Source organism: Streptomyces sp. 1222.5, from assembly GCF_900105245.1.
In the GTDB taxonomy this organism is placed as follows: Bacteria; Actinomycetota; Actinomycetes; order Streptomycetales; family Streptomycetaceae; genus Streptomyces; species Streptomyces albidocamelliae.
The window spans coordinates 1,694,502-1,719,712 of the sequence record NZ_FNSZ01000001.1 but is presented as its reverse complement, the minus strand read 5'-3'; the positions used below and the strand labels follow the sequence as shown (position 1 = coordinate 1,719,712).

At 73.9% G+C, this 25,211-nt stretch carries 18 protein-coding genes; 7 read left to right on the top strand and 11 right to left on the bottom strand.

What is annotated here, in order from left to right:
* Window positions 1-2 precede the first annotated feature (2 nt).
* Window positions 3-2,180, top strand: a complete 2,178-nt coding sequence (locus tag BLW57_RS07780; RefSeq protein WP_093473161.1) for a galactose-binding domain-containing protein — start codon at window positions 3-5, stop codon at window positions 2,178-2,180.
* Window positions 2,181-2,910: 730 nt separating this feature from the next.
* Here the strand turns inward: BLW57_RS07780 and BLW57_RS07775 are convergent.
* The 6 genes from BLW57_RS07775 to BLW57_RS07750 all read right to left on the bottom strand — a co-directional run bounded on the left by BLW57_RS07775 (window position 2,911) and on the right by BLW57_RS07750 (window position 10,057).
* Window positions 2,911-3,171 (bottom strand): hypothetical protein, encoded by a 261-nt coding sequence (locus tag BLW57_RS07775; protein WP_093473160.1) that lies wholly within the window; start codon window positions 3,169-3,171, stop codon window positions 2,911-2,913.
* A gap of 95 nt (window positions 3,172-3,266) precedes the next feature.
* A complete protein-coding gene (locus BLW57_RS07770) occupies window positions 3,267-4,004 on the bottom strand; it encodes a hypothetical protein (protein ID WP_093473159.1) in 738 nt (245 codons plus the stop codon).
* Between the two features lie 201 nt (window positions 4,005-4,205).
* A complete protein-coding gene (locus tag BLW57_RS07765) occupies window positions 4,206-5,387 on the bottom strand; it encodes a C40 family peptidase (protein WP_093473158.1) in 1,182 nt (393 codons plus the stop codon).
* On the bottom strand, window positions 5,375-6,055 hold the full coding sequence (locus BLW57_RS07760; RefSeq protein WP_093473156.1) for an RNA polymerase sigma factor: 681 nt from the start codon (window positions 6,053-6,055) through the stop codon (window positions 5,375-5,377). The genes BLW57_RS07765 and BLW57_RS07760 overlap by 13 nt, the downstream gene beginning before the upstream one ends.
* A 120-nt stretch (window positions 6,056-6,175) precedes the next feature.
* Window positions 6,176-6,841: a M15 family metallopeptidase gene (locus tag BLW57_RS07755; RefSeq protein ID WP_093473155.1), complete on the bottom strand. Its 666-nt coding sequence runs from the start codon at window positions 6,839-6,841 to the stop codon at window positions 6,176-6,178.
* 93 nt (window positions 6,842-6,934) lie between these two features.
* A complete protein-coding gene (locus BLW57_RS07750) occupies window positions 6,935-10,057 on the bottom strand; it encodes an AfsR/SARP family transcriptional regulator (RefSeq protein ID WP_093473153.1) in 3,123 nt (1,040 codons plus the stop codon).
* A 569-nt stretch (window positions 10,058-10,626) separates the two neighbouring features.
* Between BLW57_RS07750 and BLW57_RS07745 the strand changes: the two genes are divergently transcribed.
* The 4 genes from BLW57_RS07745 to BLW57_RS07730 all read left to right on the top strand — a co-directional run bounded on the left by BLW57_RS07745 (window position 10,627) and on the right by BLW57_RS07730 (window position 15,328).
* Window positions 10,627-11,562, top strand: coding sequence for a hypothetical protein (locus BLW57_RS07745; protein ID WP_093473151.1), 936 nt, complete (start codon window positions 10,627-10,629; stop codon window positions 11,560-11,562).
* A 135-nt stretch (window positions 11,563-11,697) separates the two neighbouring features.
* Window positions 11,698-12,159: a hypothetical protein gene (locus tag BLW57_RS07740; protein WP_093473149.1), complete on the top strand. Its 462-nt coding sequence runs from the start codon at window positions 11,698-11,700 to the stop codon at window positions 12,157-12,159.
* 211 nt (window positions 12,160-12,370) lie between these two features.
* A complete protein-coding gene (locus BLW57_RS07735) occupies window positions 12,371-14,419 on the top strand; it encodes a phosphocholine-specific phospholipase C (protein WP_093473147.1) in 2,049 nt (682 codons plus the stop codon).
* 66 nt (window positions 14,420-14,485) lie between these two features.
* Window positions 14,486-15,328 (top strand): LURP-one-related family protein, encoded by an 843-nt coding sequence (locus tag BLW57_RS07730; RefSeq protein WP_093473146.1) that lies wholly within the window; start codon window positions 14,486-14,488, stop codon window positions 15,326-15,328.
* Window positions 15,329-15,406: 78 nt separating this feature from the next.
* On the opposite strand, the gene BLW57_RS07725 is transcribed toward BLW57_RS07730, so the two are convergent.
* Entirely contained in the window at window positions 15,407-16,396 is a 990-nt protein-coding gene (locus BLW57_RS07725) for a DMT family protein (RefSeq protein ID WP_093473144.1), read from the bottom strand.
* Entirely contained in the window at window positions 16,393-17,193 is an 801-nt protein-coding gene (locus BLW57_RS07720; RefSeq protein ID WP_093473142.1) for a phosphatase PAP2 family protein, read from the bottom strand. Before BLW57_RS07720 ends, BLW57_RS07725 begins: the two co-directional genes overlap by 4 nt.
* 277 nt (window positions 17,194-17,470) lie before the next feature.
* On the opposite strand from BLW57_RS07720, the gene BLW57_RS07715 reads away from it, so the two are divergent.
* The gene (locus BLW57_RS07715) at window positions 17,471-18,085 is read left to right on the top strand and encodes a TetR/AcrR family transcriptional regulator (protein ID WP_093473141.1); all 615 of its coding nucleotides are present in this window, start codon (window positions 17,471-17,473) and stop codon (window positions 18,083-18,085) included.
* Between the two features lie 198 nt (window positions 18,086-18,283).
* Here BLW57_RS07715 and BLW57_RS07710 read toward each other — a convergent pair whose 3' ends face one another.
* From BLW57_RS07710 to BLW57_RS07700, 3 genes are all read right to left on the bottom strand, one after another.
* Window positions 18,284-19,339 (bottom strand): DUF2510 domain-containing protein, encoded by a 1,056-nt coding sequence (locus BLW57_RS07710; protein ID WP_093473140.1) that lies wholly within the window; start codon window positions 19,337-19,339, stop codon window positions 18,284-18,286.
* A 432-nt stretch (window positions 19,340-19,771) separates the two neighbouring features.
* A complete protein-coding gene (locus tag BLW57_RS07705) occupies window positions 19,772-20,968 on the bottom strand; it encodes an anhydro-N-acetylmuramic acid kinase (RefSeq protein WP_093473139.1) in 1,197 nt (398 codons plus the stop codon).
* Window positions 20,959-22,257, bottom strand: coding sequence for an MFS transporter (locus BLW57_RS07700; RefSeq protein WP_256339420.1), 1,299 nt, complete (start codon window positions 22,255-22,257; stop codon window positions 20,959-20,961). Before BLW57_RS07700 ends, BLW57_RS07705 begins: the two co-directional genes overlap by 10 nt.
* Window positions 22,258-22,432: 175 nt before the next feature.
* Here BLW57_RS07700 and BLW57_RS07695 point away from each other — a divergent pair, with 175 nt between their 5' ends.
* On the top strand, window positions 22,433-25,153 hold the full coding sequence (locus BLW57_RS07695; RefSeq protein WP_093473136.1) for an ATP-binding protein: 2,721 nt from the start codon (window positions 22,433-22,435) through the stop codon (window positions 25,151-25,153).
* The last annotated feature ends 58 nt before the right edge of the window (window positions 25,154-25,211 follow it).

Genomic DNA, 25,211 nt, shown 5'->3' with positions numbered 1-25,211 from the left:
ACATGCACAGCAGCACCGCCGCACATCTCCGGCGCATGCCGGCCATCGGGGCGGTCGTCGCCCTCGCCGCAGGCATGCTCGTCGCCGTCGCCCCGGCCGCGCACGCCGCCTCGGGCGCCACCCTCCCCTTCACCTCCGTGGAGGCCGAGGCGGCGACGACCACCGGCACGAAGATCGGCCCCGACTACACCCAGGGCACCCTCGCCTCGGAAGCCTCCGGCCGGCAGGCCGTCCGGTTGTCGTCGGGGCAGCGGGTGGAGTTCACCCTGCCGCGCGCGGCCGACGCGGTGAACCTCGCCTACAGCGTCCCGGACGGCCAGTCAGGCTCGCTGAACGTGTACGTCAACGGTACGAAGATCGCCAAGTCCCTCCCGGTGACCTCCAAGTACTCGTACGTCGACACCGGCTGGATCGCCGGCGCCAAGACCCATCACTTCTTCGACAACGCCCGTCTCCTGCTCGGCCGGGACGTCCAGGCCGGCGACAAGGTCGCCGTCGAGTCCACGGGCACCCAGGTCACCGTCGACGTGGCCGACTTCGAGCAGGTCGCCGCGGCCGCCTCGCAGCCCGCCGGCTCGGTGTCGGTCGTCGCCAAGGGCGCCGACCCCAGCGGCGACGGCGACTCGACCCAGGCCTTCCGGGACGCCATCGCCGCCGCCCAGGGCGGCACGGTCTGGATACCGCCCGGCGACTACCGCGTCACGTCCTCCCTGAACGGCGTGCAGAACGTGACCCTCCAGGGCGCCGGCAACTGGTACTCGGTCGTGCACACCTCCCGCTTCATCGACCAGACCAGCTCCTCCGGAAACGTCCACATCAAGGACTTCGCGGTCATCGGCGAGGTCACCGAGCGCGTCGACTCCAGCCCCGACAACTTCGTCAACGGCTCCCTCGGCCCGAACTCGTCCGTCTCCGGCATGTGGCTCCAGCACCTGAAGGTCGGGCTGTGGCTGACCGGCAACAACGACAACCTGCTGGTGGAGAACAGCCGCATCCTCGACACCACCGCCGACGGCCTCAACCTCAACGGCACCGCCAAGGGTGTCCGCGTCCGCAACAACTTCCTGCGCAACCAGGGCGACGACTCCCTCGCCATGTGGTCGCTGTACGCCCCGGACACGAACTCCAGCTTCGAGAACAACACGATCTCGCAGCCCAACCTCGCCAACGGCATCGCCATATACGGCGGCACCGACATCTCCGTGAAGAACAACCTGATCTCCGACACCAACGCCCTCGGCAGCGGCATCGCCATCTCCAACCAGAAGTTCCTCGACCCCTTCAGCCCGCTGTCCGGCACCATCACCGTCGACGGCAACACCCTGGTGCGCACCGGCGCGATGAACCCCAACTGGAACCACCCGATGGGCGCGCTGCGCGTCGACTCGTACGACAGCGCCGTCAACGCCACCGTCGACATCACCAACACGACGATCACCGACAGCCCGTACAGCGCCTTCGAGTTCGTCTCGGGCGGCGGACGGGGGTATCCGGTGCGGAACGTCAATGTGACCGGCGCGACCGTGCGGAACACCGGGACCGTCGTGGTCCAGGCCGAGGCGCAGGGAGCGGCCACCTTCAAGAACGTCACCGCCACCCAGGTGGGCGCGGCGGGCGTCTACAACTGCCCGTACCCGGCGAACTCCGGGGCCTTCGCCCTCACCGACGGCGGCGGCAACTCCGGCTGGTCCAGCACCTGGACGGACTGCTCCACCTGGCCGCAACCGGGACAGGGCAACCCGGATCCCGACCCGGGCCGCAACCTGGCCAAGGGCCGCCCGGCCACCGCGACCGGCTCCCAGGACGTCTACACGCCGGGCAAGGCGGTCGACGGGGACGCCAACTCGTACTGGGAGTCCGCCAACAACGCCTTCCCGCAGGCCTGGACGGTCGACCTCGGCTCGTCGTTCGCGGTGCGCCGGCTGGTGCTGAAGCTGCCCCCGTCCGCGGCCTGGGGCGCCCGCACACAGACGATCACCGTGCTCGGCAGCACCGACGGTTCGGCCTACTCCACGGTGGTGGGATCCCAGGGCTACCGCTTCGACCCCGCGGCCGGCAACACCGCGACCGTGTCCCTGCCGAGCGGCACGAACCTGCGGTACCTGCGCCTGAGTGTCAGCGCGAACACCGGCTGGCCGGCGGGGCAGTTCAGCGAGGTGGAGGCGTACCTGGCGTCCTGACCGCCTCGGCCGCCGCGTCCCGGGCTCAGGGCACCCGGGACGCGGCGGTCCGCGCCATGAACGGTGAAGGTTCCGGTGGCCGCGGTCACCGTGGCGTGCCACGACGCGTCCCCGATGCCCGCCGGGCCGTGCGCTTCCACCCGCTCGTCCCCGGTGGCCCCCGTCCGGCCGGCCGATGGAGAACCCGGCGCAGCGGGTCAGCACCCGCACCGCCCGTCGCAGCTCCTGCCGTGCTCCGGACCCCGGCAGCCGGCGGAGCACCTGCTGGAGGAAGGGACCGCTCCGGCTCTGCGCGAAGGTGGCCCGTGCCTCGACCACACCGGTGCCGGAACCGGACCTGGTCTCCAGCCCGTTGAGCGTGGTGACACAGACGGGGTGGTCGGAGCGGGTCGGCGCGTGGTCGGGGACTCGGGCCGCCGGTAGCCGGACGGCAGGTCGGCCGCCCTCAGCAGCGCGGTGGACAGGGCGGCGGTCAGCCGGGCGCACAGGAACCAACTGCCCGGCGGTACCGCCAGCAGGAGCCCGGACAAGCCGGCCGCCGCCGCGCAGGCGGGCGCGGAACGGGGCCGCTCGGCGCCGCGCCCAGGGACCGCGCGAGGGCCGTCGACCACAGGCCGGACAGCGCCCCGCCCACGACGAGCACCAGCCCGAGGAGCAGTATCCGCCCAGGGGGCACCTCGGTCGGGGACAGCGCCGTCGCCAGCCCGTCCACCGTGCCGGTGTCCCGTATTCAGTCCCCGGCCGCCCGCCCGGTGAGCCGGCTGCCCACCACCGCCCGTGCTGTGAGCATTCCCGCTGCGCCGTAGGCGAGTTGGGTGTGGCCGGGCAGCGCGGCGGAGACCAGCAGGGCGAGGTCGGTGAAGACTAGGCCCGCGGCGAGCCCCGTGGTGAGACACTCCGCGGACGACAGGCCCCAGGACCGCGCCGGATCACCGAGCACGGCCAGCCGGGCCGCGGGAGTGGGACGGGTGGCCAGGCCCAGGAAGCGCACGACACGCTCCGCACGCCGTGACGGCAGGGCCGCACCGAGGCAGGCGGCGGTCTCGCCCTCCGGCGCGCGGGGATCGGCCAGTGCTTCGGCAGGCCTCAGTAGGACGAGGAGTCGGGGTCCACGACGACGTCGTACGACGGCGTGGTCATGGAGTGCAGCGCGGTGTCGAGCTTCTCCGTGCGCAGGATGTACGTGCCCGGCGACAGATCCCCGATCTGCTGGTACCGGCCGGTGAAGTCGGGCTCCGTCCCGGTCCAGTACCCGGACCCCAGACTGTGCTTGAGGACCCACCCGTTGGGCTGGACGATGGCCGGGTACACCGGGCCGCTCGCGTCCTGCGTGAGGATGAAGGACGCCCCGGCGTGCGCGTTCGAGCCGGGCGAACCGGACAGGGTGAACGAGAAGTAGCGGACGTTGAACGGCGAGCCCGGGGTCAGCGGAGCGCAGCCCCGGGCGGTCACCGGGCCGTCCAGCGAACCGAGTTGCAGCGGATCGGTGAACGTCCCGCTGCCGGCCAGACCGGCGCAGTCCACGCTCCCGTCCCCGGCCGGATCGGTGTCGTCGTCGGTGGTGTCCTCCCCGTCGTCGGTGCCGAGATGGTCGGAGGTGGGGCTCTCCTCGGCGGTCGGCTCCTCGGCCGGCTCCTCCGAGGTGAGGGTCGGCTCCGGTGAGGACTCGGTGGCCTCCGGTGTCGCCGAGGTGATGCCGGACGCCGACGACGTGGACGCGTCCACGGACGGGGAGGGCTCGGCACTCGACTCGTGCTGCGAGGAGCCGCCACAGCCACTCGCCAGCAGAATCGCCCCGAGTGTCAGCGCACACGTGCGGATCATGGTCTTCCTCCCCCTCCCGCACCGGCGCGAAGAAGGGCCGGCGGGTGTCATGTGCGCGGGATATTACAGCTGTTCACCCCTTCGATCCCCCCATATGAGGACTTCTCCGAACCGGTGTGCGTCCGTACGGGAGCATGGGCACCGGCCCCTGGGCACGCGCCCTCCCGGAACCGGAAGGACCGGCTCCGGGAGGGCGCTCGCTCAGCAGGTGGGCACGTCCGTCAGCCAGGCCGGGCCCTTGAGGTAGATGTTGGTGATCCACGAGCCGTCGGTCAGCTTGGACCAGGCGTCGTTGGTGTAGCCGTCCGCCGTGACCTGCTGCGCGTGCGTCTGGCAGACGACGTTGACCGTCGTCGGCTGCGCGAAGTAGTCCACCACGGCCGCGTTCACGTTCGGCTGGCTGTGCGTGCGCACCCCGGTGCCCCACGTCTGGTGGGCCTTGCTGCCCCCGCTCGGCGGCGCGGGGCTGTCACCACCGCAGTCCGGGACGCCCGGCAGCCACGCCGGGCCCTTGACGTAGATGTTGGTCAGCCAGGAACCGTCGGTCAGCTTGGACCAGGCGTCGTTGGTGTAGCCGTCCGCCGTGACCGTCTCGGCGTGCTCCTGGCACTGCACCGACACCTGCGTGGGGCCGGCGAAGGTGTCCACGACGGCGCTCCTCACGCTCGGCGTGGAGTGGGTACGCACCCCCGTGCCCCAGGTCTCGAAGACCGTACCGCCGTCCGCGGGCGGGGGAGTGGGCGCGCCGGTGGGGTTGATGCGGACGGCGCCCGCGTAGTCGCCGCCGGTGCGCACCGGGGTGACCCGGATGTGCGTGCCGGACTCGTACGCCTCGACCATCTGCCCGGCGCCCAGGTACATGGCGACGTGGTGGATGTGCCCGCTGCCCCAGAACATCAGGTCGCCGGGGACCAGCGGGCCCGTGCCCTGACCGGCGGAGAAGCGGGCCGCGGCCTTGGAGGTGTGGAACTGGTCGTTCGCCGTGCCGTTGAGCAGGTCCTTGCCGGTGGCCCGGTAGTAGGCGTACCGCATCAGGCCGGAGCAGTCGAAGCCCAGGCGCTCGTCGTCGTGCATGCTGTCCGGGTCGGATCCGTCGTAGTAGCCGTACGTCGGTCCCGGTGTGGCCCCGTGGCCGCCGCCCCAGCTGTACCAGACGCCGATCTGGGAGCAGGCCGCGGTCACGGCGGCCTCGGCGGTGGCCGAGGCGCCGGAGGCCAGGACACCGCAACTCGCCTGCGCCGAGGAGGTGGTGGCGTGCGTGTGGTGCGGGGCGGAGGCCGCTCTGGCGGCGGTGGGGATGCAGGCGGCCAGGGCTGCCGCCAGGGCGGTGGCGAAGGCCCGGCCGAGGAACCGGCGGGCGGTCGAGGTGGTCAAGGAGCACATCCTTCGTTCGTCGACGGTCCGTCACCGGCAACGCGCGTGACGGCGGTGGGGGGTGTGTGCGCCGCGACGGCGGGTGCCGTCGTGGTGCCTTGCCGATGCCGCGCCCCACCCCCGTCGGGGCGTCGCACCGGGGTCTGTGCGGTGAGCGCGGCCCGCATCTTGGCCAGCGCCCGCATCCGGTTGCGCTGCACGGTGCCGCGGTGGGCGCCGAGCCGTTCACCGGCCGAGTCGTGGCTCAGGCCCTCCAGGTCGACGAGGATCACCGCGGCCGCCTCCTTCGGGGAGAGCATGCCGAGCAGTGCCAGGGCCGTGGCGTTCGCCTCGTAGTGGCCGAGTCCGCCGTCCCAGCCGGTCTCCGGCAGCCGGTCCGTGGCCCGCTCCCGGCGTGAGGGGTGCTGCCAGGAGTCGCGCAGGAGGTTGAGCGCGACGGTACAGGTGTAGGCGTACGGGTGGTGCTGCTCCCCGAGACCCTGGGCGTGGGCGCGGCGGGAGAGCCGCAGGTACGTCTCCTGCAACAGGTCGTCGGCGTCGTGCGGATTGCCGGTGAGTGCCATCAGCCGTCTGCGCAGCCTGGGCATGTCGGCGGTGAAGGAGGCGTCGAACTCGCGCGGTCCGACGCCGGCCCGCTCACGCGTCGCCGGCGCGCAGGTGCCGCCAGTGGTGTCCATGGATGTTCCCCCGTCGGTCGATCGTGCTGCGGTGCGCGCCCGCCGCCGTGCCGTACCGGTCCGCCTCGTCGCGGTACGGCACGGGAGGCCGGCGCCTCGTGGGGTCCGCGGGTCCGCCGGTCACGCGGCCGGGAGAGGCGGTGCCGCCGGGCCGTAACGGGCGGCCGGGGCGCGGCGCATGAGCGCCCAGTACCGGTCGCCGTAGGACCAGTGCCACCATTCGGTGGGGTAGTTGACGAACCCGGCCGCGGTCAGCACCCGCGCCATCAGCCCGCGGTGCGCGCGGGCCTCGGCGCCGATACCGGGCGCCGCGGTGCGGCAGGCGCCTCCGCTCTCCTCCGGGGTCGCGTTCACCTCCGTGCCCAGGGGCAGTTCGGTGCCGTCGGCCGTGCACAGCGTCAGGTCCACCGCGCCACCGCTGACGTGCGGGGCGACCTCCGGCGGGGAGATGTAGGCGCTGGCCAGCTCGCGGATGAGGGCCGGCCCGGCGTCCGGATGGTTCCGGCGCAGCGTATCCGCGTAACTGTCGAAGTAGCGCAGTTGCAGGTCCGGCGGCCGGTACCCCTCCACCACCAGGAGGCGGACGCCGGCCGACAGCAGATCCTGCGCCAGCACCAGGCGCCGCAGCGCCCCGGACCTGAGGTGGGCGTAAGCCCCCGTGTCGTCGGCCTGCCGCCGGTCGAGCAGCAGCTCGGACGTGTCGCGCAGGTCCACCAGGGGCTCACCGCACTCGCGCTCGGTGACCTCGGCGACCCGCGGGTCGGAGAGCGGGATGATGTCCGTCACGGCGAACAGCCTGCCGGGGGCCTCTGCAACCGCTCTGCAGGTTCTCTGCAAGCGGCCGAGCAGGGGTTCTGCAGGGCTCGTTCCGGCCTCCGGTCAGCCGGCGTCCGCCTCCCGTTCGCGTGCCTCCCGGCAGCCCAGCGAGCGGAACACCGCCAGCGCCTCGGCGCGGGCCGCCCGGGCCGCCGGCCCGTCGCCGTCCGCGGCCCACACCGCCGCCAGGTCCCACCGGGTCCGCGCCCGCCACAGCGGCAGCCGCACCTCCTCCCAGATGGCGCACGCCCGCTCCAGGGGATCGCGGGCACCGCCGGTGTCACCGGCGGCCAGCCGCGCCTCGCCCAGCGTGCGCAGCACCAGCGCCTCCCCGAACCGGTCCTGCCGTTCCCGGGCGACCGTCAGACAGCGGTCCAGCCGTTCGACCGCCCGCCCGGTACGGCCGGTGCGCAGTTCGACCTTGGCCAGCGACTGCTCGGTGTACATGACGCCGAACGTGTCGTGCAGCTCCGTGAAGAGCCGCAGCGCGTCCCCCAGCACCCGCTCCGCCTGCGCGTGTTCGCCCTCGGCACGGTGGCAGAGGGCGAGGGAGCGCAGGGTCAGGCCCTCGCCGTGCCGGTCGGCGGCCGCCCGGTACAGCTCCAGGGCCTCCGTCAGCGCCCGCCGGGCCTCGGCGTCCTCGCCCAGCTCCCGGTGCACGTACCCGATGCCGTACAGCACCCGGGCGCGGGCGCCGAGGTCGTCCCCCGCCCCGTAGCACTCAAGGGCGGCCCGCAGCAGGGTCGACGCCGCTTCGTAGCGCGCCTGCTCCCGCCGGGCGGTGCCCATACCGGCCAGGGCCACCGCCTTCCCCCGCCGTACACCACCGTGCTCCTCGAACAGCCGCAGTGCGTCCGCGAAGTAGGTGTACGAAGTGTCGAAGTCGTCCTGTTCGTAGTGCAGTTGCCCAAGGCCGGCGAGCAGCCAGGCCTCGCCCTCGGTGTCCCCGCCGCGGCGCACCGCCGCCATGGCCGCCGTGTGCGAACGGGACCAGGCGTCGAACTGGTTGTAGAGGGCGGCCGATCCGGCCATCAGCGCCCCGGCCACGTCCCGGGCGGCCCGCGGCAGCTGGTGGTCGGCGCAGTGCACGGCGGCCGCCAGCAGCCCGGCCTGCTCGGCGGCGAACCAGGCCGCCGGCCGCCGCAGCAGCGACGCCTCCGTCTCCGCGTCGAGCGGGCGTACGGCGGCCGGTTCCGGGAAGTGCCGGGCGGCGCCGCCGGGCCCGCGCGCCGCCGCCTTGCGGGCCAGGTCCAGCCAGCAGGCCACCAGCCGCAGCACCGCACCGGCCCGCTCCTCGGCACCGTCCTCCGCGAGACAGCGCTCGTGGGCGTGTTCGCGGGCCAGGTCGTGGATGCGGTAGCGGGCCCGGCCGGTCTCGTCGACTCCTATGACGTCGATGAAGTGGCAGTCCACCAGCCGCTCGACGGCCTCCTCGGCCTCCTCGATACCGATGTCCAGCAGCGGGGCGGCGATCCACGACGCGAAGTCGGGCAGGCCCAGCAGAGCCAGCCGGCGCAGCGCCCGCTGCTCCGGCGGATCGAGGTCGGCGTACCCGAGTTCCAGGCTGGAGCGCAACTCGAGGTCACCGGCGCTGAGTTCGTTGAGCCGGCGCCGTTCGTCGCGCAGCCGTCCGGCGAGCCGGCCGGGCGCCCAGTGCGGGCGGGCCGCGAGACGCGCCCCGGCGATGCGGACCGCGAGCGGCAGCCGCCCGCACAGCGCGACGATCTCCGCGGCCCGCTCCGGCTCGGCACCCGTCCGCTCGGTACCGGCGACCCGCCGCAGCAGCTCCAGCGCGTCCTGCTCACCGGGCACGGACAGGTCCAGATGGGCCGCCCCCTCCAGCGCCACCAGCCGCCGGCGGCTGGTCACCAGGACGGCCGAACCGGCGCCGGGCGGCAGCAGCGGCCGTACGTGGGCCTCGCCCGCGGCGTTGTCGAGGATGAGCAGCACCCGCCGGTGCCCGACGTGCGTGCGGTACAGCCCGGTCAGCTCCTCCAGGCTGCCGGGCAGGGTTCCCGCGTCCGTGCCCATGGCCCGCAGCAGCCGGGCGAGCGCGTCGGCGGGCTGCAGCGGGGTGGCGTCCGCCGCCCGCAGATCTATGAACAGCCGCCCGTCCGGGAAGAGTTCGGCGGTGCGATGCCCGACGTGCACGGCGAGCGCGGTCTTGCCGGTGCCCGAGCGGCCGGAGATCACCCCGATCGGCGGAGCCGTCCGGCCGGCGCCCCCGGCGCCCTCCAGCAGCCGGGTCGCCCAGGCCACCTCCGCACTCCGGCCCACGAAGTCCGCGATGTCCGGCGGAAGATGGGACGGGGCGGGCGTGAAGACGGTCACCCGGCCAGGGGCGGAGACCGTGGCCTCGCCCTCCCCGGCCGCGGGCCGGGGCACCCGGGGTGCCGGCACGGTGCCGGGCGTACGCCGGGAGGACGGCGTGCCGAGCAGAGCGGTGTCGTTGGTCAGCACCGCCTGGTGCAGGGACCGCAGTTCCGGACCGGGGTCGATACCGAGCTCGTCCCGGAGCAGCGCACGGCCGTCCCGATAGGTGCGCAGCGCGTCGGAGACCCGGCCGGTGCGGAACAGCGCCGTCATCAGCTGGCCGCGGGACCGCTCCCGCAGCGGATGGGCGGCGACGTGCGCGAGGAGCGGGGCGATGGTCTCGTCCTCGCGGCCCAGTTCCAGCAGCAGCCCGAACGACTCCTCCTGCGCGACCAGCCGCAGTTCGGCCAGCCTGGCCGACTCGATCCGCGCGAACGACTGGCCGAGCCCTTCCAGCGCCTCCCGGCCCCGCCACAGGCCGAGGGCCTCGGCGAGCGCCTCCACCGCCTCCTGCGGCCGTCCCGTCCCGGCCGCCCCGCGGCCCGCCGCGAGGAGTTCCTCGAAGCGGCGGGCGTCCACCTGGGCGGGGGCGAGGTCGGCGAGGTAACCGGGGGGACGGGTGCGGACGACCTCGGCGGCACCGAGCCGGGCCAGCGCCCGCCGCAGGGCGGAGACATGGGTGGCGACCAGGGCGCCCGCCGTCGCCGGAGCCCGCTCGTCCCACACGCAGTCCACGAGCCGCTCGGTGGACAGCACCTCACCGAGGTGCACGACGAGCGCGGCGAGGACCGCCAGGGGCTTCGACCCGCCGAGGGGCGCCCGCCGTCCGCCCTCCCACACCTCGACCGGACCGAGCAGACGTACCTCGAACATCGAACCCCGATCGCCTCACCCGACCGCCCCCGCGCGGGCGGGTGACAACGATATCCGCGCACCCGCTCCGGACATGCCGGAAGCCGGGCCGACCTGGCGTGATCCGGCCCCTCGCGGAACGCGGCTCGGGATCGCTCTCGGACGCCCCGTGCCCGGTGCCGGGCCCTCGCCCGGACCCGTGTCCCTCCTCCGGCAGTTGGCCGGATCCGGTGGGTGGGCACAGGGCCGCCCGTACGGGAGACGGCCGCGCGACGCCACTCGTATGACCGGCGGCGGAAATCCGCGAGATCCGCCTGCCCGCCGGTGCGCCGGAAATACCCGTGGACCGGTTGTCATACGGATGCGCGTCCCGGGCCGTCTATCGGACGAAGGGCACACAGGCGGTGCCCATCCACGAGGCGCATCCGACCGGTGCACGGGGCACGGCGACGGGACGGTGCCGCGCACCACCCGCGCGCCTCCCGCGGCCTCGCGCCCGGCCCGGGCACGGCCGGGGCCCGCACGGCCCGGGACACGCCGGACCCCTCACCCAACCCCTTCCACCAGTACCCCACGCCCAGGAGTTGCCGATGAAGCGCACCGACGCCCTCCGCGGGACGGTCACGCAGGTGGCCGTCGTGGCCGCGGCGGCGGCACTCGTGCTGACCGGCTGTGCCCGGGACGGCACGGCCGGCCCGCCCGCCGCGCCCGCCCAGGCGCGCGATCTCACCTACACCGAGGACCTGCGGATCGGGGACGCCCAACAGCGGCTGATCCGGACCTGCATGGCCCGGCAGGGCTTCCGGTACCGGGAGGACCGGGCGCTGACACGGGAGGAGAGCCGGCCACTCGGCTACGTCCAGGACGACGTCGCCTGGGCCCGCGCCCACGGCTACGGCAGCCGCATCCGGGCCAAGGAGGAACGGGCCCGGCTGCACAACCCCAACGGCGCCTACCGTGCCGCCCTTCCGGCCGCCCGCAAGGCCGCCTACGACACCGCGCTGGACGGCGGACGCACCGCCGAACTGCTGCGGACCGAGGAGCCCGGCGGAGGCACGGTCGCGAAACGGTCCGGCGGCTGCACCGGCGCCGCCGAGAAGGAGCTGTACGGCGATCCGGCGACCTGGTTCCGGCTGGACACGACCGCGAGCAACCTCCGGCCGCTGTACGTCGGCAAGTTGCTGCACGACGGGCGGTTCACCACCGCGGTCCACGCCTGGTCGCGCTGCATGGAGCGGGCCGGTCACGCCTACCCCGACCCGGACGCCGCCCGCCAGGCCACCCGCGACCACCCCGCCGGACAGGACCGGGCGGCGGAGGCGAGGACGTACGCCACCGAGACCCGCATCGCCGTCGCCGACGCCACCTGCGCCCGGACCGTCTCCCTGCGCTCCGTCGGCCGGGCCCGCGAGGCGTACTACCTCGGCCGGCTGCCCAAGACCTACCGCGCCACGCTCGACGCCTACCGGCAGCGCAGGCTCGCCGCGCTGCGCAGCGCCGAACGCATCGTCCCGCCGCGCGCCTGACCACCGGCCCCCGGCGTGCGTGCCCGATCCCACCGCCCGGCGGGCCACCGTCGCCCGCCCCACGAGCCCCGCGCCACCGCGCGGACTTCACCATCCGCTCTCTCACCAGCCGTCACCGGCAGAAAAGGAAGCATCATGCGCAAGCTGGCCGTCTCCGTGGTCACCCTGGGCCTCGCCGCCCTCGGTTTCGCCCTCCCCGCGTCCGCCCACGCGGCGAGCGGCTGCAACGCCAAGTGGCCGGGCCGCGACGGCAACGTCCGCGCCTGGCGGGACGCCGACTGCCAGGGCGAGCTGCTCGGCGTCACGGCGGGCAACGACTCCAACTGGGCCGACCTGTACGGCCCGTTCACGGGAAGCGACGCGAACGCCGCCTCCTCCGTCATGAACAGCGGCTACGTCGGCGGCAAGGACGTCGTGGCCTTCTACTACTACGCGGACTACCCGTCCGACGCCTACGGCTGCCTCAAGCCGGGCGAGCTGTACGTGGACAACCTCGGCCGCAACAGCTTCACCAACGGCAGGAACATGAACGACAACATCATGTCGCACGTGTGGGTGGCGTCGAGCGCCTGCGCCCCGGGCTCCTTCATCAGCTGAACCGGCCCGGCCCCGGGGCCGGCCCGTCCCGCCGGCCGCGGTCCGTCCGACCGCGGCCGGCGGGACGGGTCACGGCACCGCACGGACCGCCGAGTTTCACACGGGCGCCACCCGACCCTTCCCTGACGTTTGCTGCTCTTGGAACACTCGCTGCGCGCAGATTCCGTCATCTGACGGTGTCGCGTACGTCAGGACGAGAGGATCCTCACTCATGCCCGAAGTCAATCGGCGGCGATTTCTGCAACTCGCGGGTGCCACGACGGCGTTCACGGCACTGTCCAACAGCATCCAGCGCGCGGCGGCCCTGCCCGCCCGCCACCGGACGGGTTCGGTGGACGACGTCGAGCACATCGTCGTGCTGATGCAGGAGAACCGCTCCTTCGACCACTACTTCGGTTCGCTCAGGGGAGTCCGGGGCTTCGGCGACCCGCGCCCGGTCACTCAGAACGGCAGGTCGGTCTGGAAGCAGTCCGACGGCACGAAGGACGTCCTCCCCTTCCACCCGGACGCCGACGACCTCGGCCTCGCGTTCATCCAGGACCTGCCGCACGGCTGGAACGACGGGCACACCGCGTTCGACAACGGCAAGTACGACAAGTGGGTGCCCGCCAAGTCCGCGACGACGATGGCGTACCTCACCCGCGACGACATACCGTTCCACTACGCGCTGGCGGACGCCTTCACCGTGTGCGACGCCTACCACTGCTCGTTCATCGGCTCCACCGACCCCAACCGCTACTACCTGTGGACGGGCTTCACCGGCAACGACGGCAAGGGCGGCGGCCCGGTCCTCGGCAACGACGAGGCCGGCTACGGCTGGACGACGTACCCCGAGCGCCTGGAGCAGGCCGGGGTGTCCTGGAAGATCTACCAGGACGTCGGCGACGGCCTCGACGCGAACGGCGGCTGGGGCTGGATCAACGACGCCTACCGCGGCAACTACGGCGACAACTCGCTGCTCTACTTCAATCAGTACCGCAACGCCCGGCCCGGCGACCCGCTGTACGACAAGGCCCGCACCGGCACGGACGCGCGCAAGGGCGAGGGCTACTTCGACCAGCTCAAGGCCGACGTGCAGGCGGACCGGCTGCCGCAGGTCTCCTGGATCGCCGCGCCCGAGGCCTTCACCGAACACCCCAACTGGCCTGCCAACTACGGCGCCTGGTACGTCGCGCAGGTGCTCGACGCGCTCACTTCCAACCCCGACGTGTGGGCGAAGACGGCGCTGTTCATCACCTACGACGAGAACGACGGGTTCTTCGACCACGTCATCCCGCCCTTCCCGCCGGCCTCCGCCGCCCAGGGCAGGTCGACGGTGGATGCCTCGCTCGACCTGTTCAAGGGCGACGCCGGCCACGTCGCCGGTCCGTACGGGCTCGGCCAGCGGGTGCCGATGCTCGTCGTGTCCCCCTGGAGCAAGGGCGGCTACGTCTGCTCCGAAACGCTGGACCACACCTCGGTCATCCGGTTCATCGAGCGCCGCTTCGGTGTGCACGAGCCCAACATCTCGCCCTGGCGGCGCGCCATCTGCGGCGACCTGACCAGCGCGTTCGACTTCTCCCGCAAGGACAGCGCGCCGGTCGCGCTGCCGTCCACGGCCGGCTACCAGCCGCCGGACCGGGTCCGCCACCCCGACTACGTGCCCACCCCGCCGGCCAATCCGTCCCTGCCCAGGCAGGAACGCGGCAGCCGGCCCACCCGCCCGCTGAAGTACGCCCCCGTCGTGGACGGTTCGGCGGACACCGCGGCCGGGAAGTTCACGCTCACCTTCGCCTCGGGGGCGCAGGCGGGCGCGGCCTTCCTCGTCACCTCCAACAGCCGTACCGACGGCCCGTGGAGCTACACCACCGAGGCGGGCAAGACCCTCTCCGACACCTGGAACTCGGCCTACTCCGGCGGCTCCTACGACCTCGCCGTGCACGGCCCCAACGGCTTCCTGCGCGTCTTCAAGGGACGCAACAAGGTCAAGGGACCCGAGGTCACCGCCCGGCACGCCGGTGAGGGGGTGGAGCTCACGTTCACCAACAAGGGCTCCGGCACGGTGACACTGAAGGTCGCGAACGGCTACGGCGGCAGCCCCGTCACGGTCACCGTGCGGTCCGGGGCCACCGTGAAGCAGACCTTCGGCCTCGCGGCGAGCAAGCGCTGGTACGACCTGACGGTCACCACGGACGCCGACGCGGCGTTCCTGCGCGGCTTCGCCGGTCACGTCGAGAACGGCCTGCCCGGCGTCAGCGACCCGGCCATCGTGACGGGGTGAACGGGCGATGAACACCGCTCCGTGCGGACTGGTCAGGTACCGGTCACATCAGGGTAGTGTGCCCCGGTGACCACGCAATCGAACACTCCTGCAGGCTGGTACCCGGATCCGCACGGGGCGGCGCAGACGCTCCGCTACTGGGACGGCACGCAGTGGACCGACCACACCAACCCGGCGCAGCAGGCCGCCGGCCAGGTTCCCCCGCAGCAGCCCGCCGCCCACATCCCGCCCCAGCCGCAGGGCCCCGACGCCAAGGTGCAGCGTCAGGTGCAGAAGCAGGCCGGTGTGCAGGGCGGCGGCCCCGGCGGCGGCACCCTGTTCACCGAGCCCGTCCTGGTCGTGAACCAGAAGGCCAAGCTGATCGAGCTGACCAACGAGTACAAGGTCATGGATCAGAACGGCCGCGATCTCGGTTCGGTCACCCAGGTCGGGCAGAGCGCGTTGAAGAAGATCCTGCGCTTCGTCTCCAGCCTCGACCAGTTCATGACGCACAAGCTGGAGATCCGCGACGCCTACGGCCAGCCGCAGCTGCTGCTGACCCGGCCGGCGAAGATCTTCAAGTCCCGCGTGATCGTGAGCCGCCCGGACGGCGCGCCGATCGGCGAGATCGTCCAGAAGAACATGATCGGCAAGATCAACTTCGCGATGATGGTGAACGGCCAGCAGGTCGGCGCGATCAAGGCGGAGAACTGGCGGGCCTGGAACTTCGCGATCGTCGACCACGCGGACAACGAGGTCGCCCGGATCACCAAGACCTGGGAAGGCCTCGCCAAGACGCTGTTCACGACCGCGGACAACTACGTCCTGCAGATCCACTACCAGCTGCCCGAGCCGCTGCTGAGCCTCGTGGTGGCGACCGCCCTGACGGTCGACACCGCGCTCAAGCAGGACGCGCGCGGCTGGGGCTGATCGGCGGCCCGAGGACGGTACGGCGTCGGCGGCCGGTGCGCGCGGGACTCCCGCGGCACCGGCCGCCGACGTCTGTGGTCACAGGGCGGTGAGATGCCCCGGCTGCTCCGGCTGCCGCGGTACCAGCGCCGGTTCCGCGGCGGCCTTCCGGGACTGCAGCGCCAGCACGGCCGCGACCGGGTGCTCCTCGTGCCCCTCCGCGTCGAAGCCGTCGGGCGCGCCGGGCGGTGCGGCACCGGCGGGTGGTCCGGGGGCCGTGCGGGTGAGCAGGAGTACGCCCCTGGCGGCCAGGGCCGCCCCGGCCAGGGCCAGCAGCACGCCGGCCGTGCCGCCCCGCAGGCCCTGCCCGAGCAGGGTGAGGCCGATCACCGCGGCGGCCACCGGGTTGGTGAGGGTGACCACGGCCAGGGGGGCGCCGAGCCCGCCGCGGTACGCCGTCTGCGACAGCAGCAGCCCGCCCACGGCGAACGCGGCGACGAGCACCGCGACCACGACCACCTCGGTCCCGAGCACCGGGCCGGTCCGGTCGGTCGCCGCCACGGTCACCGTCTGGGTCAGTGCGGAGGCGACACCGGAGGCGAACCCGGACGCGGTCGCGTGCCGCAGGCCCGGCCGGGCGCCGGGCCGGGACAGCAGGCCGATCGCGGCAGCCGTCGTACCGGCGACCGCCAGCGCCTCGGTCAGGGACAGCACCCGTGCGGGCGCCGGGCCCGAGGCGGTGACCAGCAGCGCGGCCAGCCCGAGCAGCGTCAGCGCCGTACCGCGCCACTCCGCCGTGCTGACCCGCCGCCCGGCCGCCCGCGCCCCGAGCGGCACCGCCGCGACCAGGGTGAGCGCGCCCAGCGGCTGGACCAGCGTCAACGGGCCGTACTTGAGGGCGACGACGTGCAGCAGGGCCGCGGCCGCGTTCAGGCCGACCGCCGCCCACCAGGCGCCGGTGCCCAGCAGGCGCACCAGGCTCGAGCCGGCGCCGCGGCCGGCCAGCCGCTCCTGGGCGACGGCGGCCAGCGCGTAGGCGACGGCCGAGATCAGCGACAGGCCCACGGCGGCCAGGGCGGCGGCGCTCATCGGCCCGCTCCGACCAGGACGGAGGTGCTGGGGGCGAGCCGGTCCGTGCCGCGCCCGGCCGTGGTGGCCGTCCGCCGGGGCGGGTGGATCACCGCGAGGGCGAGGCCGAGCATCGCCGTCGCGACGATCGCGTCGAGCCAGTAGTGGTTCGCGGTGCCCACGATCACCAGCAGGGTGAGCAGGGGGTGCAGCAGCCACAGCCACCGCCACCGGGACCGGGTGGCCGCGATCAGGCCGACCGCCACCATCAGCGCCCAGCCGAAGTGCAGCGAGGGCATCGCCGCGAACTGGTTGGAGAGATGGTCGCTGGACGGCGGGCCGTACACGGACGGGCCGTAGATCCGGGCGGTGTCCACGAGGCCGGTGCCGGTCAGCATCCGCGGCGGGGCCAGCGGGAAGGTGAACGGCAGCACCAGGGCGGCCGTGGTGACCGCCGCGAGGACCCGGCGCGCCCATAGGTAGTGCGCGGGCCGCCTGAGGTAGAGCCAGACCAGGAAGGCCAGCGTGGCCGGGAAGTGGACGGTCGCGTAGTAGGTGTTCGCCAGGTGGACGAGGCCGTCGCCGTCCAGCAGTGCGGACTGTACGGACGTCTCGTCCGGGAGGTGCGCCGACCGTTCGAGGTCCCACACGTCACGCGCGTTGCGGAAGGCTTCGCGGGTATGGCCGGTGGCCAGCTGCCGTCCGAGCTTGTAGACGAGGAAGAGCCCCGCCACCAGCAGAAACTCACGTATCAGTGCCGGGCGTGTGGTGGCGTCCGGCTCCGCTTGGGCCTCTGCAGGCTCGGTTCGGGCATTCATCCCCCGGCCCCTTCGCTGACGGTGGTGCGTGTGGTGGTGCGTTCGGTGGTGCGCGGGCCCCCGGGCGGACCCCGAGGCACGTCGGTCTCATCGATACGAGTGAGTACCGATACGACACTGTACCGATACGCCAGTGTACCGATACGCTCGAGTACCGGTACACTTGCGTATCGATTGATGTGCGACACACTGGAGTCAGCGTCCCGGGCACCGCTGGAGCCGGGCTTCAGCGGGCCGCACGGGACGAGCGCCGTACACGAGTGAGGGGAAGTGCCGCATGACGTCGCAGGCCGCGGACGGACCGGAGACGGTCAACGCCTCGCGCCGCTCCAAACTCACGCCCGAGCGTGAGCGGGAGTTCTTCGACGCCGTGCTGGAGCAGATCCGTGAGTGCGGCTACGACTCCGTGACCATGGAGGGTGTGGCCGCCAGCACCCGCTGCAGCAAGTCCACGCTCTACCGGCAGTGGAAGACCAAGCCCCAGTTCGTCGCGGCGGCGCTGCGCGCCAGCCGCCGGGTGCGTTTCGCCGGCATCGACACCGGCTCGCTCGCCGAGGACCTGCGCCAGGCCGCGCGCGCCGCGGGCGACTGGTCCGGCAAGGACGCCCGGCTGATGCAGGCGCTCGGGCATGCCGTGACGGCGGACCAGGAACTGGCGCAGGCGCTGCGCGAGGCGCTCGTCTACCCCGAGATCGCCGCGCTCCGGGAGATCCTCGACCGGGGCGTGGCCAGGGGCGAGGTCTCCGCCGCCAACCTCGCGCTGGAGTACATCCCCGCCATGATGTTCGGCGTGCTGCGCGTCCGGCCGGTGCTCAGCGGTCAGTACGCCGACGCCGACTACCTCGTCCGGTTCGTGGAGGCCACGGTGCTGCCCGCGCTCGGACTGACCTGAGGACCCAGGCCGCCGTTCACGGGATGACAGAACGGCGACCTGCTCGCGCCGCACCGTGGGGACGGGGGCGGCGCGCACCCCCCGGCCGGGTGGGACCCCCCTTTGAGCGGAGGGGCGTCCCACCCGGCCGACTGCTTCCACCTGCCCCGCGGCCGGGCCGGACGCCGGGTCCGTTCCGCCGGGTCCCGGGGGTGCCGGTCAGACGTTCTGGCCGCTCCCGCCGCCGGACGAGACCTTGATGCCGCCGAGGATCTCGTCGATCACGGACACCTTCTGGCCGACGTCCACGCCGAACCGCACGACCACGATCTGCTTGGCGTCGTTGGGGGAGGGGAAGGCGACCGACTCGACGTAGCCGTCCGCGCCCTTGCTGGTGACCGCCTTCCAGCGCACCAGGTAGCCCTTCTGCCCGGCCACGGTCACGGCCTCGGACGCCAGCACCTTGTGCGAGGTGATGCTGCCGTACGTGGTGCCGCCGTAGGACTGCTTGGCGTTGGCGGCGATGTCCGCCTTGGCGGCCTTCTCCGGGGTGCCGGCGTTGATCCCCAGCGCCACCGCCGGCGCGCTGTAGGCGCCGCCCGCGGTGCAGGTCTGGGCGCTGTTGCCCGGGCACTTGTAGGAGTTGTCGGAGGTCACCTGCACACCGGCGCTGATCGTCGACCCGGTCCAGCCCTTGGGCACCGGCATGCTGATGCCGTTCACCGGGTCGGGCACCGTGCCGCCGCCCTGGACCTTGGGCACCGCGGTTCCGCCCGGCGAGGGCGACTCGCCACCCGGGCCACCGGAACCCCCGGAGCCGCCCGAGCCGCCGGAGCCGCCCGAGCCGCCGCCGGACCCGCCGAACGGCCCGCCCCGGCCGCCGTCCTGCCCGCCCGACTGTCCCTGCTGGGACCCGGCGCGGTCACCGCCGTCGTCGCCCTTGGTGAGGGCGTACACGCCGACACCTATGCACGTCAGGACCGCGACCGCCGCCGCGACGGCTATGCCGGTGCGCAGACCGCGCCGCGACCCGGTCGCCGGCTGGGCGGGATACCCCGGATACCCGGGATGCCCCGGGTACGCGGCGTACCCCGCGGGCGCCGACGGCGCGCCGGCCGGGTAGGTCTGGTGCGGAGGGGGACCCCAGGCGGCGGCCGTCCCGGCGGGGCGGATCTGGTCCGTCCAGGCCTTGCCGTCCCACCAGCGCTCGGTGGGCGGACCGTCATTCGTCTGCCCGGGGTCGGGGTACCACCCGGGAGGAGTCACCTGCGTCATGTCCCCACCGTAAGAGGCGACGGTGAAAGCGGGATGAGAGGATCCGGCGCCAATCGCACGGACCGGAACATTTCGGCACGGTTTTCTTCGTCACCCGCGCCTTTCTGCCGCCGCTCAGCCCGATCACGGGCCCGCGCGGACCGTTCGTCACCGTCCGCGTCACCGGCCGTTCGGCCCCGGCGCCGCCCGGCGTTCCGCCCCGGTGCCGCCGACGGTGCCGTGCGGGGTCCGGGCCGGGCGTCGCGCGGGGGCCAGCCGGCGACGAGGCTCGGCGCCGCCTCGCCGTCACCCCGCCGCTGGGGGTCGGCGCCGCCTCGCCGTCATCGCCGCCAGGGCCGGGCGCCGCTCAGCGTCACCCGGCGCCGGGCCACCGGCCCTTCGGGCTCGGCGCCGCCCATCGGGACCGGCCCCGAGCGGGGCGCCGCCTCGCCGTCACCGGCTCCCGAGCGGGGTGCCGTTCGCCGTAGCCCGTTCCAGGGTCTCGACCACCAGCCGTCGCGGTGGGTGCGGAACGGGCGCCGGCCAGCGGAAGCCGTCGGTGCCCGGGGTCAGGGAGCCGAGCACGCTGGGGTGGCGGGCGCCCGTGCTGCGGGGGTCCGTGGCCGGCAGGCCGTGCGCGGTCAGGAAGCCCAGGACCGCGAAGGCGTACGCCTCCTTCGCCGCGGCCGGCAGCCCCAGCTCGTCCGAGGCGCGCACCGGGATCTCCGCGAGCAGGTCCCGGAGCGTCCCGGCCAGTACGGGATTGCGCATGCCGCCGCCCGACGCGACGACCTCGGTGGCGCCGACGGCCCGTACCGCGTCCGCGATCGTCCGTGCCGTCAGCACCGTGAGAGTCGCCAGCACGTCCTCGGTACGCACACCGTCCAGCAGCCCGGCCGACCGCAGGTACCCGGCGTGGAACACCTCCTTGCCGGTCGTCTTCGGCGCCGGCAGCGCGTAGTACGGCTCCCCGAGCAGCCGGTGCAGCAACCGCCCGTCCACCTCGCCGCGCGCGGCCAGCGCCCCGTCCGCGTCGTACGCGAGGCGCCCCCCGCTGAACTCCCGGACCGCCGCGTCCAGCAGCGCGCAGCCCGGTCCGGTGTCGAAGGCCGTCCCGTCGGGGGCCGTCACATTGGCGATGCCGCCGATGTTCAGTGCCACGGGCCGGCCCGGTCTGCCCCGCAGCCACAGCAGGTCCACCAGACTCACCAGCGGCGCCCCCTGGCCGCCCGCCGCCACGTCCCGCGCCCGGAAGTCGGCGACCACCGGCAGACCGGTCGCCTCCGCGATCCAGGCGGGCTGTCCCAGCTGGAGCGTGCCGTGGACCCGGCCGCCCTCCGCCCAGTGGAACACCGTCTGCCCGTGCGAGGCCACCAACTCCGCCCGGCCCCCGCACACTTCACGGTTCGCCCGGACGGCCGCCGCCGCGAACGCCCGACCGATGCCGGTGTCCAGCCGGCACACCTCCGCGAGCGGCACGGCGGCCGGCGGCAGCGCCGCCGCGAGGGACGCCCGCAGGCCGTCGTCGTAGGAGGTGCTCACCATCCCCAGCGGCCGCAGCGCCAACGTGGTCCCGTCGAGCCGCAGTTCGGCCGCCGCGGCGTCGACGGCGTCGTACGACGTACCCGACATCAGTCCGATCACCAGCACGACCGGCTCACCTCTTCCCTGGAACGTCCCATGAGGGCGACGGCGCTGACCGCGCAGGCCGCCGCCGCGTAGAAGGCGGGCACGTCCGGGTTCCCGGTCCGCCGCACCGCCTCGGTCACCACCAGACCCGCGCAGCCGGAGAACAGCGCGTTCGACAGGGCGTAGGCGAGACCGAGTCCCGTCCAGCGCACCCGCTTCGGGAACATCTCCGCCAGCAGCGCGGGCCCGGGTCCCGCCATCAGCCCGACGACCGCGCCCGCCGCCGCCAGGGCCCAGCCCTTGGCCGTGCCCGAGACGCCCGGATCCTGGAGGAGGCGCAGCAGGGGCAGCGCCGTCACCACCACCAGTACGGCCCCCGCGAGCAGGACCGGCCGCCGCCCGACCCGGTCGCTGAGCAGCCCCGCCGGGAGGATCGCCGCCGCGAACCCGGCGTTCGCCGGCACCGCGGCGAACAGCGCGTGCCGCATGTCCGCGTGCAGCGCGAGCTGCAGGTACGACGGCAGCACCACCAGGAAGGTGTAGCCGGCCGCCGACCAGCCCATCACCCGCGCCGCCGCCAGCGCCGGCGCCCGCCACCCCAGCCGCACGGCCGGCTCCCGCGGCCCCGCCCCGCGCTCCGCCGCCGGCGGTTTGCCGGCCGGCCCCGCCCGCAGCCACAGCGCCACCAGCCCCAGCGGCAGCGCCAGCAGGAACGGCAGCCGCCACCCCCACGCGGACAACTGCGCGCCGGTGAGCACCGTCGCCGTCACCGCAGTCACCCCCGCCCCGGCGAGCAGCCCCAGCGCCACCGTGAACGACTGCCACGCCCCGTACAGACCGCGCCGGCCCGGCGGGGCGAGTTCCGTCAGCAGAGCCACCGCACCGCCGAACTCACCGCCCGCCGCCAGCCCCTGGACGATCCGCAGCGAGGTCAGCAGCCAGGGCGCGAGGGCTCCCACGGTGCCGTACGTGGGCAGCACGCCGATCAGCGCGGTGGCGCCCGACATCAGCGCCACCACCCCGATCAGCACCGGCCGCCGCCCGAACCGGTCGCCCAGCCTGCCGAACACCCACGCGCCGAGCGGCCGGAAGAAGAACGCCAGTGCGAAGGAGGCGTACGTCCGCACCAGCGCCCCGGCGCCTCCGTCGCCCGCCGGAGCGAAGAACCGGTCGGCGAGCACGGTGGCCAGGAAGCCGTAGACGCCGAACTCGTACCACTCCACGAGGTTTCCCACCGACCCCGCGGCCACCGCGCGCACCGTCGGCCCGCGCGTCCTCGCGCGGCTGCCGGGAACCGGCCTGGTCTCCACCAATGTTGACGCTCCGTCCGCTGCTGACCGGCTGGTCCGGCCGGGCGCGCGTCGTCCGGGCGCACCCACTTTCACCCGGCGGGGCAACAGGTGTCCCGACCGGCCACCACACATCCCACCGGACGGCTACGCTCGTGGTCTGTACGACATTCGGGCGACCTGGGGAGGTAACGGGATGACGGAGGGACGGCCGGCGGCGGCCGCCTCGGCTTCCCTGTGGGAGCGGGAAGCGGAGATCGACACCGTCGCACAGGCACTCGACCTCCTGTGCGCCGACCAGTCGTCCGCGGGCGGCCTGCTCGTCTTCCGCGGCGAGGCCGGGCTCGGCAAGACGGCGCTGCTCGCGGAGACGCGTCGCATCGCCGAACGCCGTGGCTGCACGGTCTGGACGGCCCGCGGAGCGGAGACCCTGAGGTCCGTTCCGTTCAACGTGGTGCGGCAGCTGCTCCAGCCCGCGCTGCTGTCCCTCCTGCCGGAGGAGGCCCGCGAGTACCTCGGCGACTGGTACGACATCGCCGGCCCCGCCCTGGGCATAGCCGATCCAGGCGAAGGCAACCCCGATCCGCAGTACGTCTGCGACGGACTCGTCGCCGCCGTGCGCCGCCTCGCCCGCCGCGAATGGCCGCTCGTGCTGCTCGTCGACGACGCGCACTGGGCCGACCAGGAGACCCTGCGCTGGCTGGCCGCGTTCGCCGAGTGCGTGCGGGACGTCTCCGTCCTCGTCGTGGTCGCCCGCCGGCCCGGCGAGGTCAGCGGGGACAGCGCACGCCACCTCGAAGCCGTCGCCGCCGCGGCGGCCCGCCCCGTCACCAACCTCAGCGCCCTCACCCCCGCCGCCATCGCGGGACTCACCCGCGCCACCGTCGGCCGGCACGCCGACGACGCGTTCTGCCGCGAGGTCTGGGCCGTCACCGCGGGCAACCTCTACGACACCGTCGAACTCCTCGCCAAGGTGCGGGACAGCGAACTCCAGCCGGTCGAGGCCGGGGCCGGGGAGCTCCGCGCCCTGAACCGCTCCGCGCGCGGCGGCGGACTGGTCGACCGGCTCAAGGGCCTCGGCCTGGAGGCCACCCGGTTCGCCTGGGCGGCCGCCATCCTCGGCACCGGCATCACCGTCGACATGGTCGCCCGCCTCGCCACCATGAACGTCGACATCGCCCGCCACTGCGCCGAACTCCTCTGCAGCGCCCGTATCCTCACCGCGCCGGACCCCGACTCCGGGACCGAACGCGAGGAGGGCGAGCTGGAGTTCGTCCACCCGCTGATCGCCACCGCCGTCTACAACTCCATCCCGCCCGGCGTGTGCACCGCCATGCACGGCGTCGCCGCCCAGATCATCACCGAGCTCGGCCGCGGCGCCGTCGAGGCCGCCCGGCACCTGCTGAAGGTGCACCCGGACGACGACGAGGAACTCGTCGAGCAGCTGCGCGAGGCCGCCCGCGAGAACCTCTCCGTCGGCGCCCCGGACGCGGCCCGACGCTGCCTGGAGCGCGCCCTGGCGGAGCCGCCGCGCCCCGAGGTGCACGCGCACGTCCTCTACGAACTGGGCTGCGCCACCCTGCTGACCGCGCCCGCCGTCACCATCGACCACCTCCAGAGCGCGCTCGGCACGCCCGGACTCGACGACGACGAGCGGGTGGACGCCGTCGTCCGCCTCTCCCAGGCGCTGCTCCACAACGACCAGCTGGAGGAGGCCGTCCGCACGGTCGAGGCCGAGGCCTCCCGGCACGACACGGGCCCCGTCCGGATGCGGCTCCAGGCCTTCCAGTACATGTGGGAGAACATCCACGGTGAGACCGTCGCACCCGCCCGCTCCCGCGGTCTCGCCGAACTGGCCCGCACCTGCTCGGGCCGCGACAACGCCGAACGCGCCCTGCTGATCCTGCGCGGCTTCGACGCGATGACCCACGGCGAGAGCGCCGCCGGGGTCCTCGAACTGTGCGACCGGGCCCTCGTCAACGGCCGCCTCGCGCCGGGACTCGGCTGGACCGACCCCGAGTGGGGCATGGAACTGCTGATGATGCTGGGCAGCGCGTACGCCTACGCCGACCGGCTCGACCGTGCCGAGAGCCTCTTCGCGGAGGCCCGCCGGGTCTACACCGGCGCGGGCTGGCGCGGCGGCCATCTCTCCCTGGCCAACGCCTTCCTCGGACTCGCCTACCGCAGGCAGGGCCGGCTGAAGGACGCCGAGACCACCCTGCGCGAGGGCCTGGTGCTCGCCGAACGCGTCGGCCGCGGCCTGCCGCTGTACTGGTCCTCCACCTGCGGACTCGTCGACACCCTGCTGGCCCGCGGCCGGGTCGAGGAGGCCTGGGCGATCGCCGAGGAGTACGGCTTCGGGCCGCCCTACCCGTCCACGATCGTGCTGCCCGACGTCCGCTCCGTGCGCGGCAGGCTGCTGCTCGCCGTCGGCCGTACCGAGGAGGGCGTCAACGAACTGGAGGCCGCAGAGAAGACGGCGGCCTCCCGGGGCGGCCACAACCCCGTCCTCGCGCCCTGGTCCATCGACCTGGCCAAGGCCCTCGCCGGTCAGGACCCGGCCCGTGCCGCCCAGCTCGCGGCCGACGCCCGCCGCCAGGCCGAGCGGTTCGGCACGGACACCGCCATCGGCGAGGCCCTGCGCTGCGCCGCCGCTCTGGCGAGCGGACCGCGCGCGGTCGCCCTCGCCGCCCAGGCGGTCACCTACCTGGAGGCCTCACCCTGCCAGTACGAACACGCGGCGGCACGTGTCGAGTACGGCATCGCCGCGCGGTCCGTCGCGGAGCTCGAACGGGGTCTGGACCTCGCCCGGGCGTGCGGGGCGGACGGACTGGTGGCCCAGGCACAGCAGGCGCTGGAAGCGGGGCGCGTGGGACAGCGGAGGCCGGTGACGGGGACGGACGACCGGCGGTCGTGACGGAGGACCGGGGTCGCGACGGGGTCCGGTGAGGCGCGGGCGGGGGGCGACCCCTCGC

Bases quoted from the DNA above. Each gene is read 5' to 3' on its own strand.
- BLW57_RS07780 (WP_093473161.1), top strand. From the start codon at position 3: ATGCACAGCAGCACCGCCGCACATCTCCGGCGCATGCCGGCCATCGGG.
- BLW57_RS07770 (WP_093473159.1), bottom strand. From the start codon at position 4,004: ATGATCCGCACGTGTGCGCTGACACTCGGGGCGATTCTGCTGGCGAGT.
- BLW57_RS07765 (WP_093473158.1), bottom strand. From the start codon at position 5,387: ATGTGCTCCTTGACCACCTCGACCGCCCGCCGGTTCCTCGGCCGGGCC.
- BLW57_RS07760 (WP_093473156.1), bottom strand. From the start codon at position 6,055: ATGGACACCACTGGCGGCACCTGCGCGCCGGCGACGCGTGAGCGGGCC.
- BLW57_RS07750 (WP_093473153.1), bottom strand. From the start codon at position 10,057: ATGTTCGAGGTACGTCTGCTCGGTCCGGTCGAGGTGTGGGAGGGCGGA.
- BLW57_RS07745 (WP_093473151.1), top strand. From the start codon at position 10,627: ATGAAGCGCACCGACGCCCTCCGCGGGACGGTCACGCAGGTGGCCGTC.
- BLW57_RS07740 (WP_093473149.1), top strand. From the start codon at position 11,698: ATGCGCAAGCTGGCCGTCTCCGTGGTCACCCTGGGCCTCGCCGCCCTC.
- BLW57_RS07735 (WP_093473147.1), top strand. From the start codon at position 12,371: ATGCCCGAAGTCAATCGGCGGCGATTTCTGCAACTCGCGGGTGCCACG.
- BLW57_RS07725 (WP_093473144.1), bottom strand. From the start codon at position 16,396: ATGAGCGCCGCCGCCCTGGCCGCCGTGGGCCTGTCGCTGATCTCGGCC.
- BLW57_RS07720 (WP_093473142.1), bottom strand. From the start codon at position 17,193: ATGAATGCCCGAACCGAGCCTGCAGAGGCCCAAGCGGAGCCGGACGCC.
- BLW57_RS07715 (WP_093473141.1), top strand. From the start codon at position 17,471: ATGACGTCGCAGGCCGCGGACGGACCGGAGACGGTCAACGCCTCGCGC.
- BLW57_RS07710 (WP_093473140.1), bottom strand. From the start codon at position 19,339: ATGACGCAGGTGACTCCTCCCGGGTGGTACCCCGACCCCGGGCAGACG.
- BLW57_RS07695 (WP_093473136.1), top strand. From the start codon at position 22,433: ATGACGGAGGGACGGCCGGCGGCGGCCGCCTCGGCTTCCCTGTGGGAG.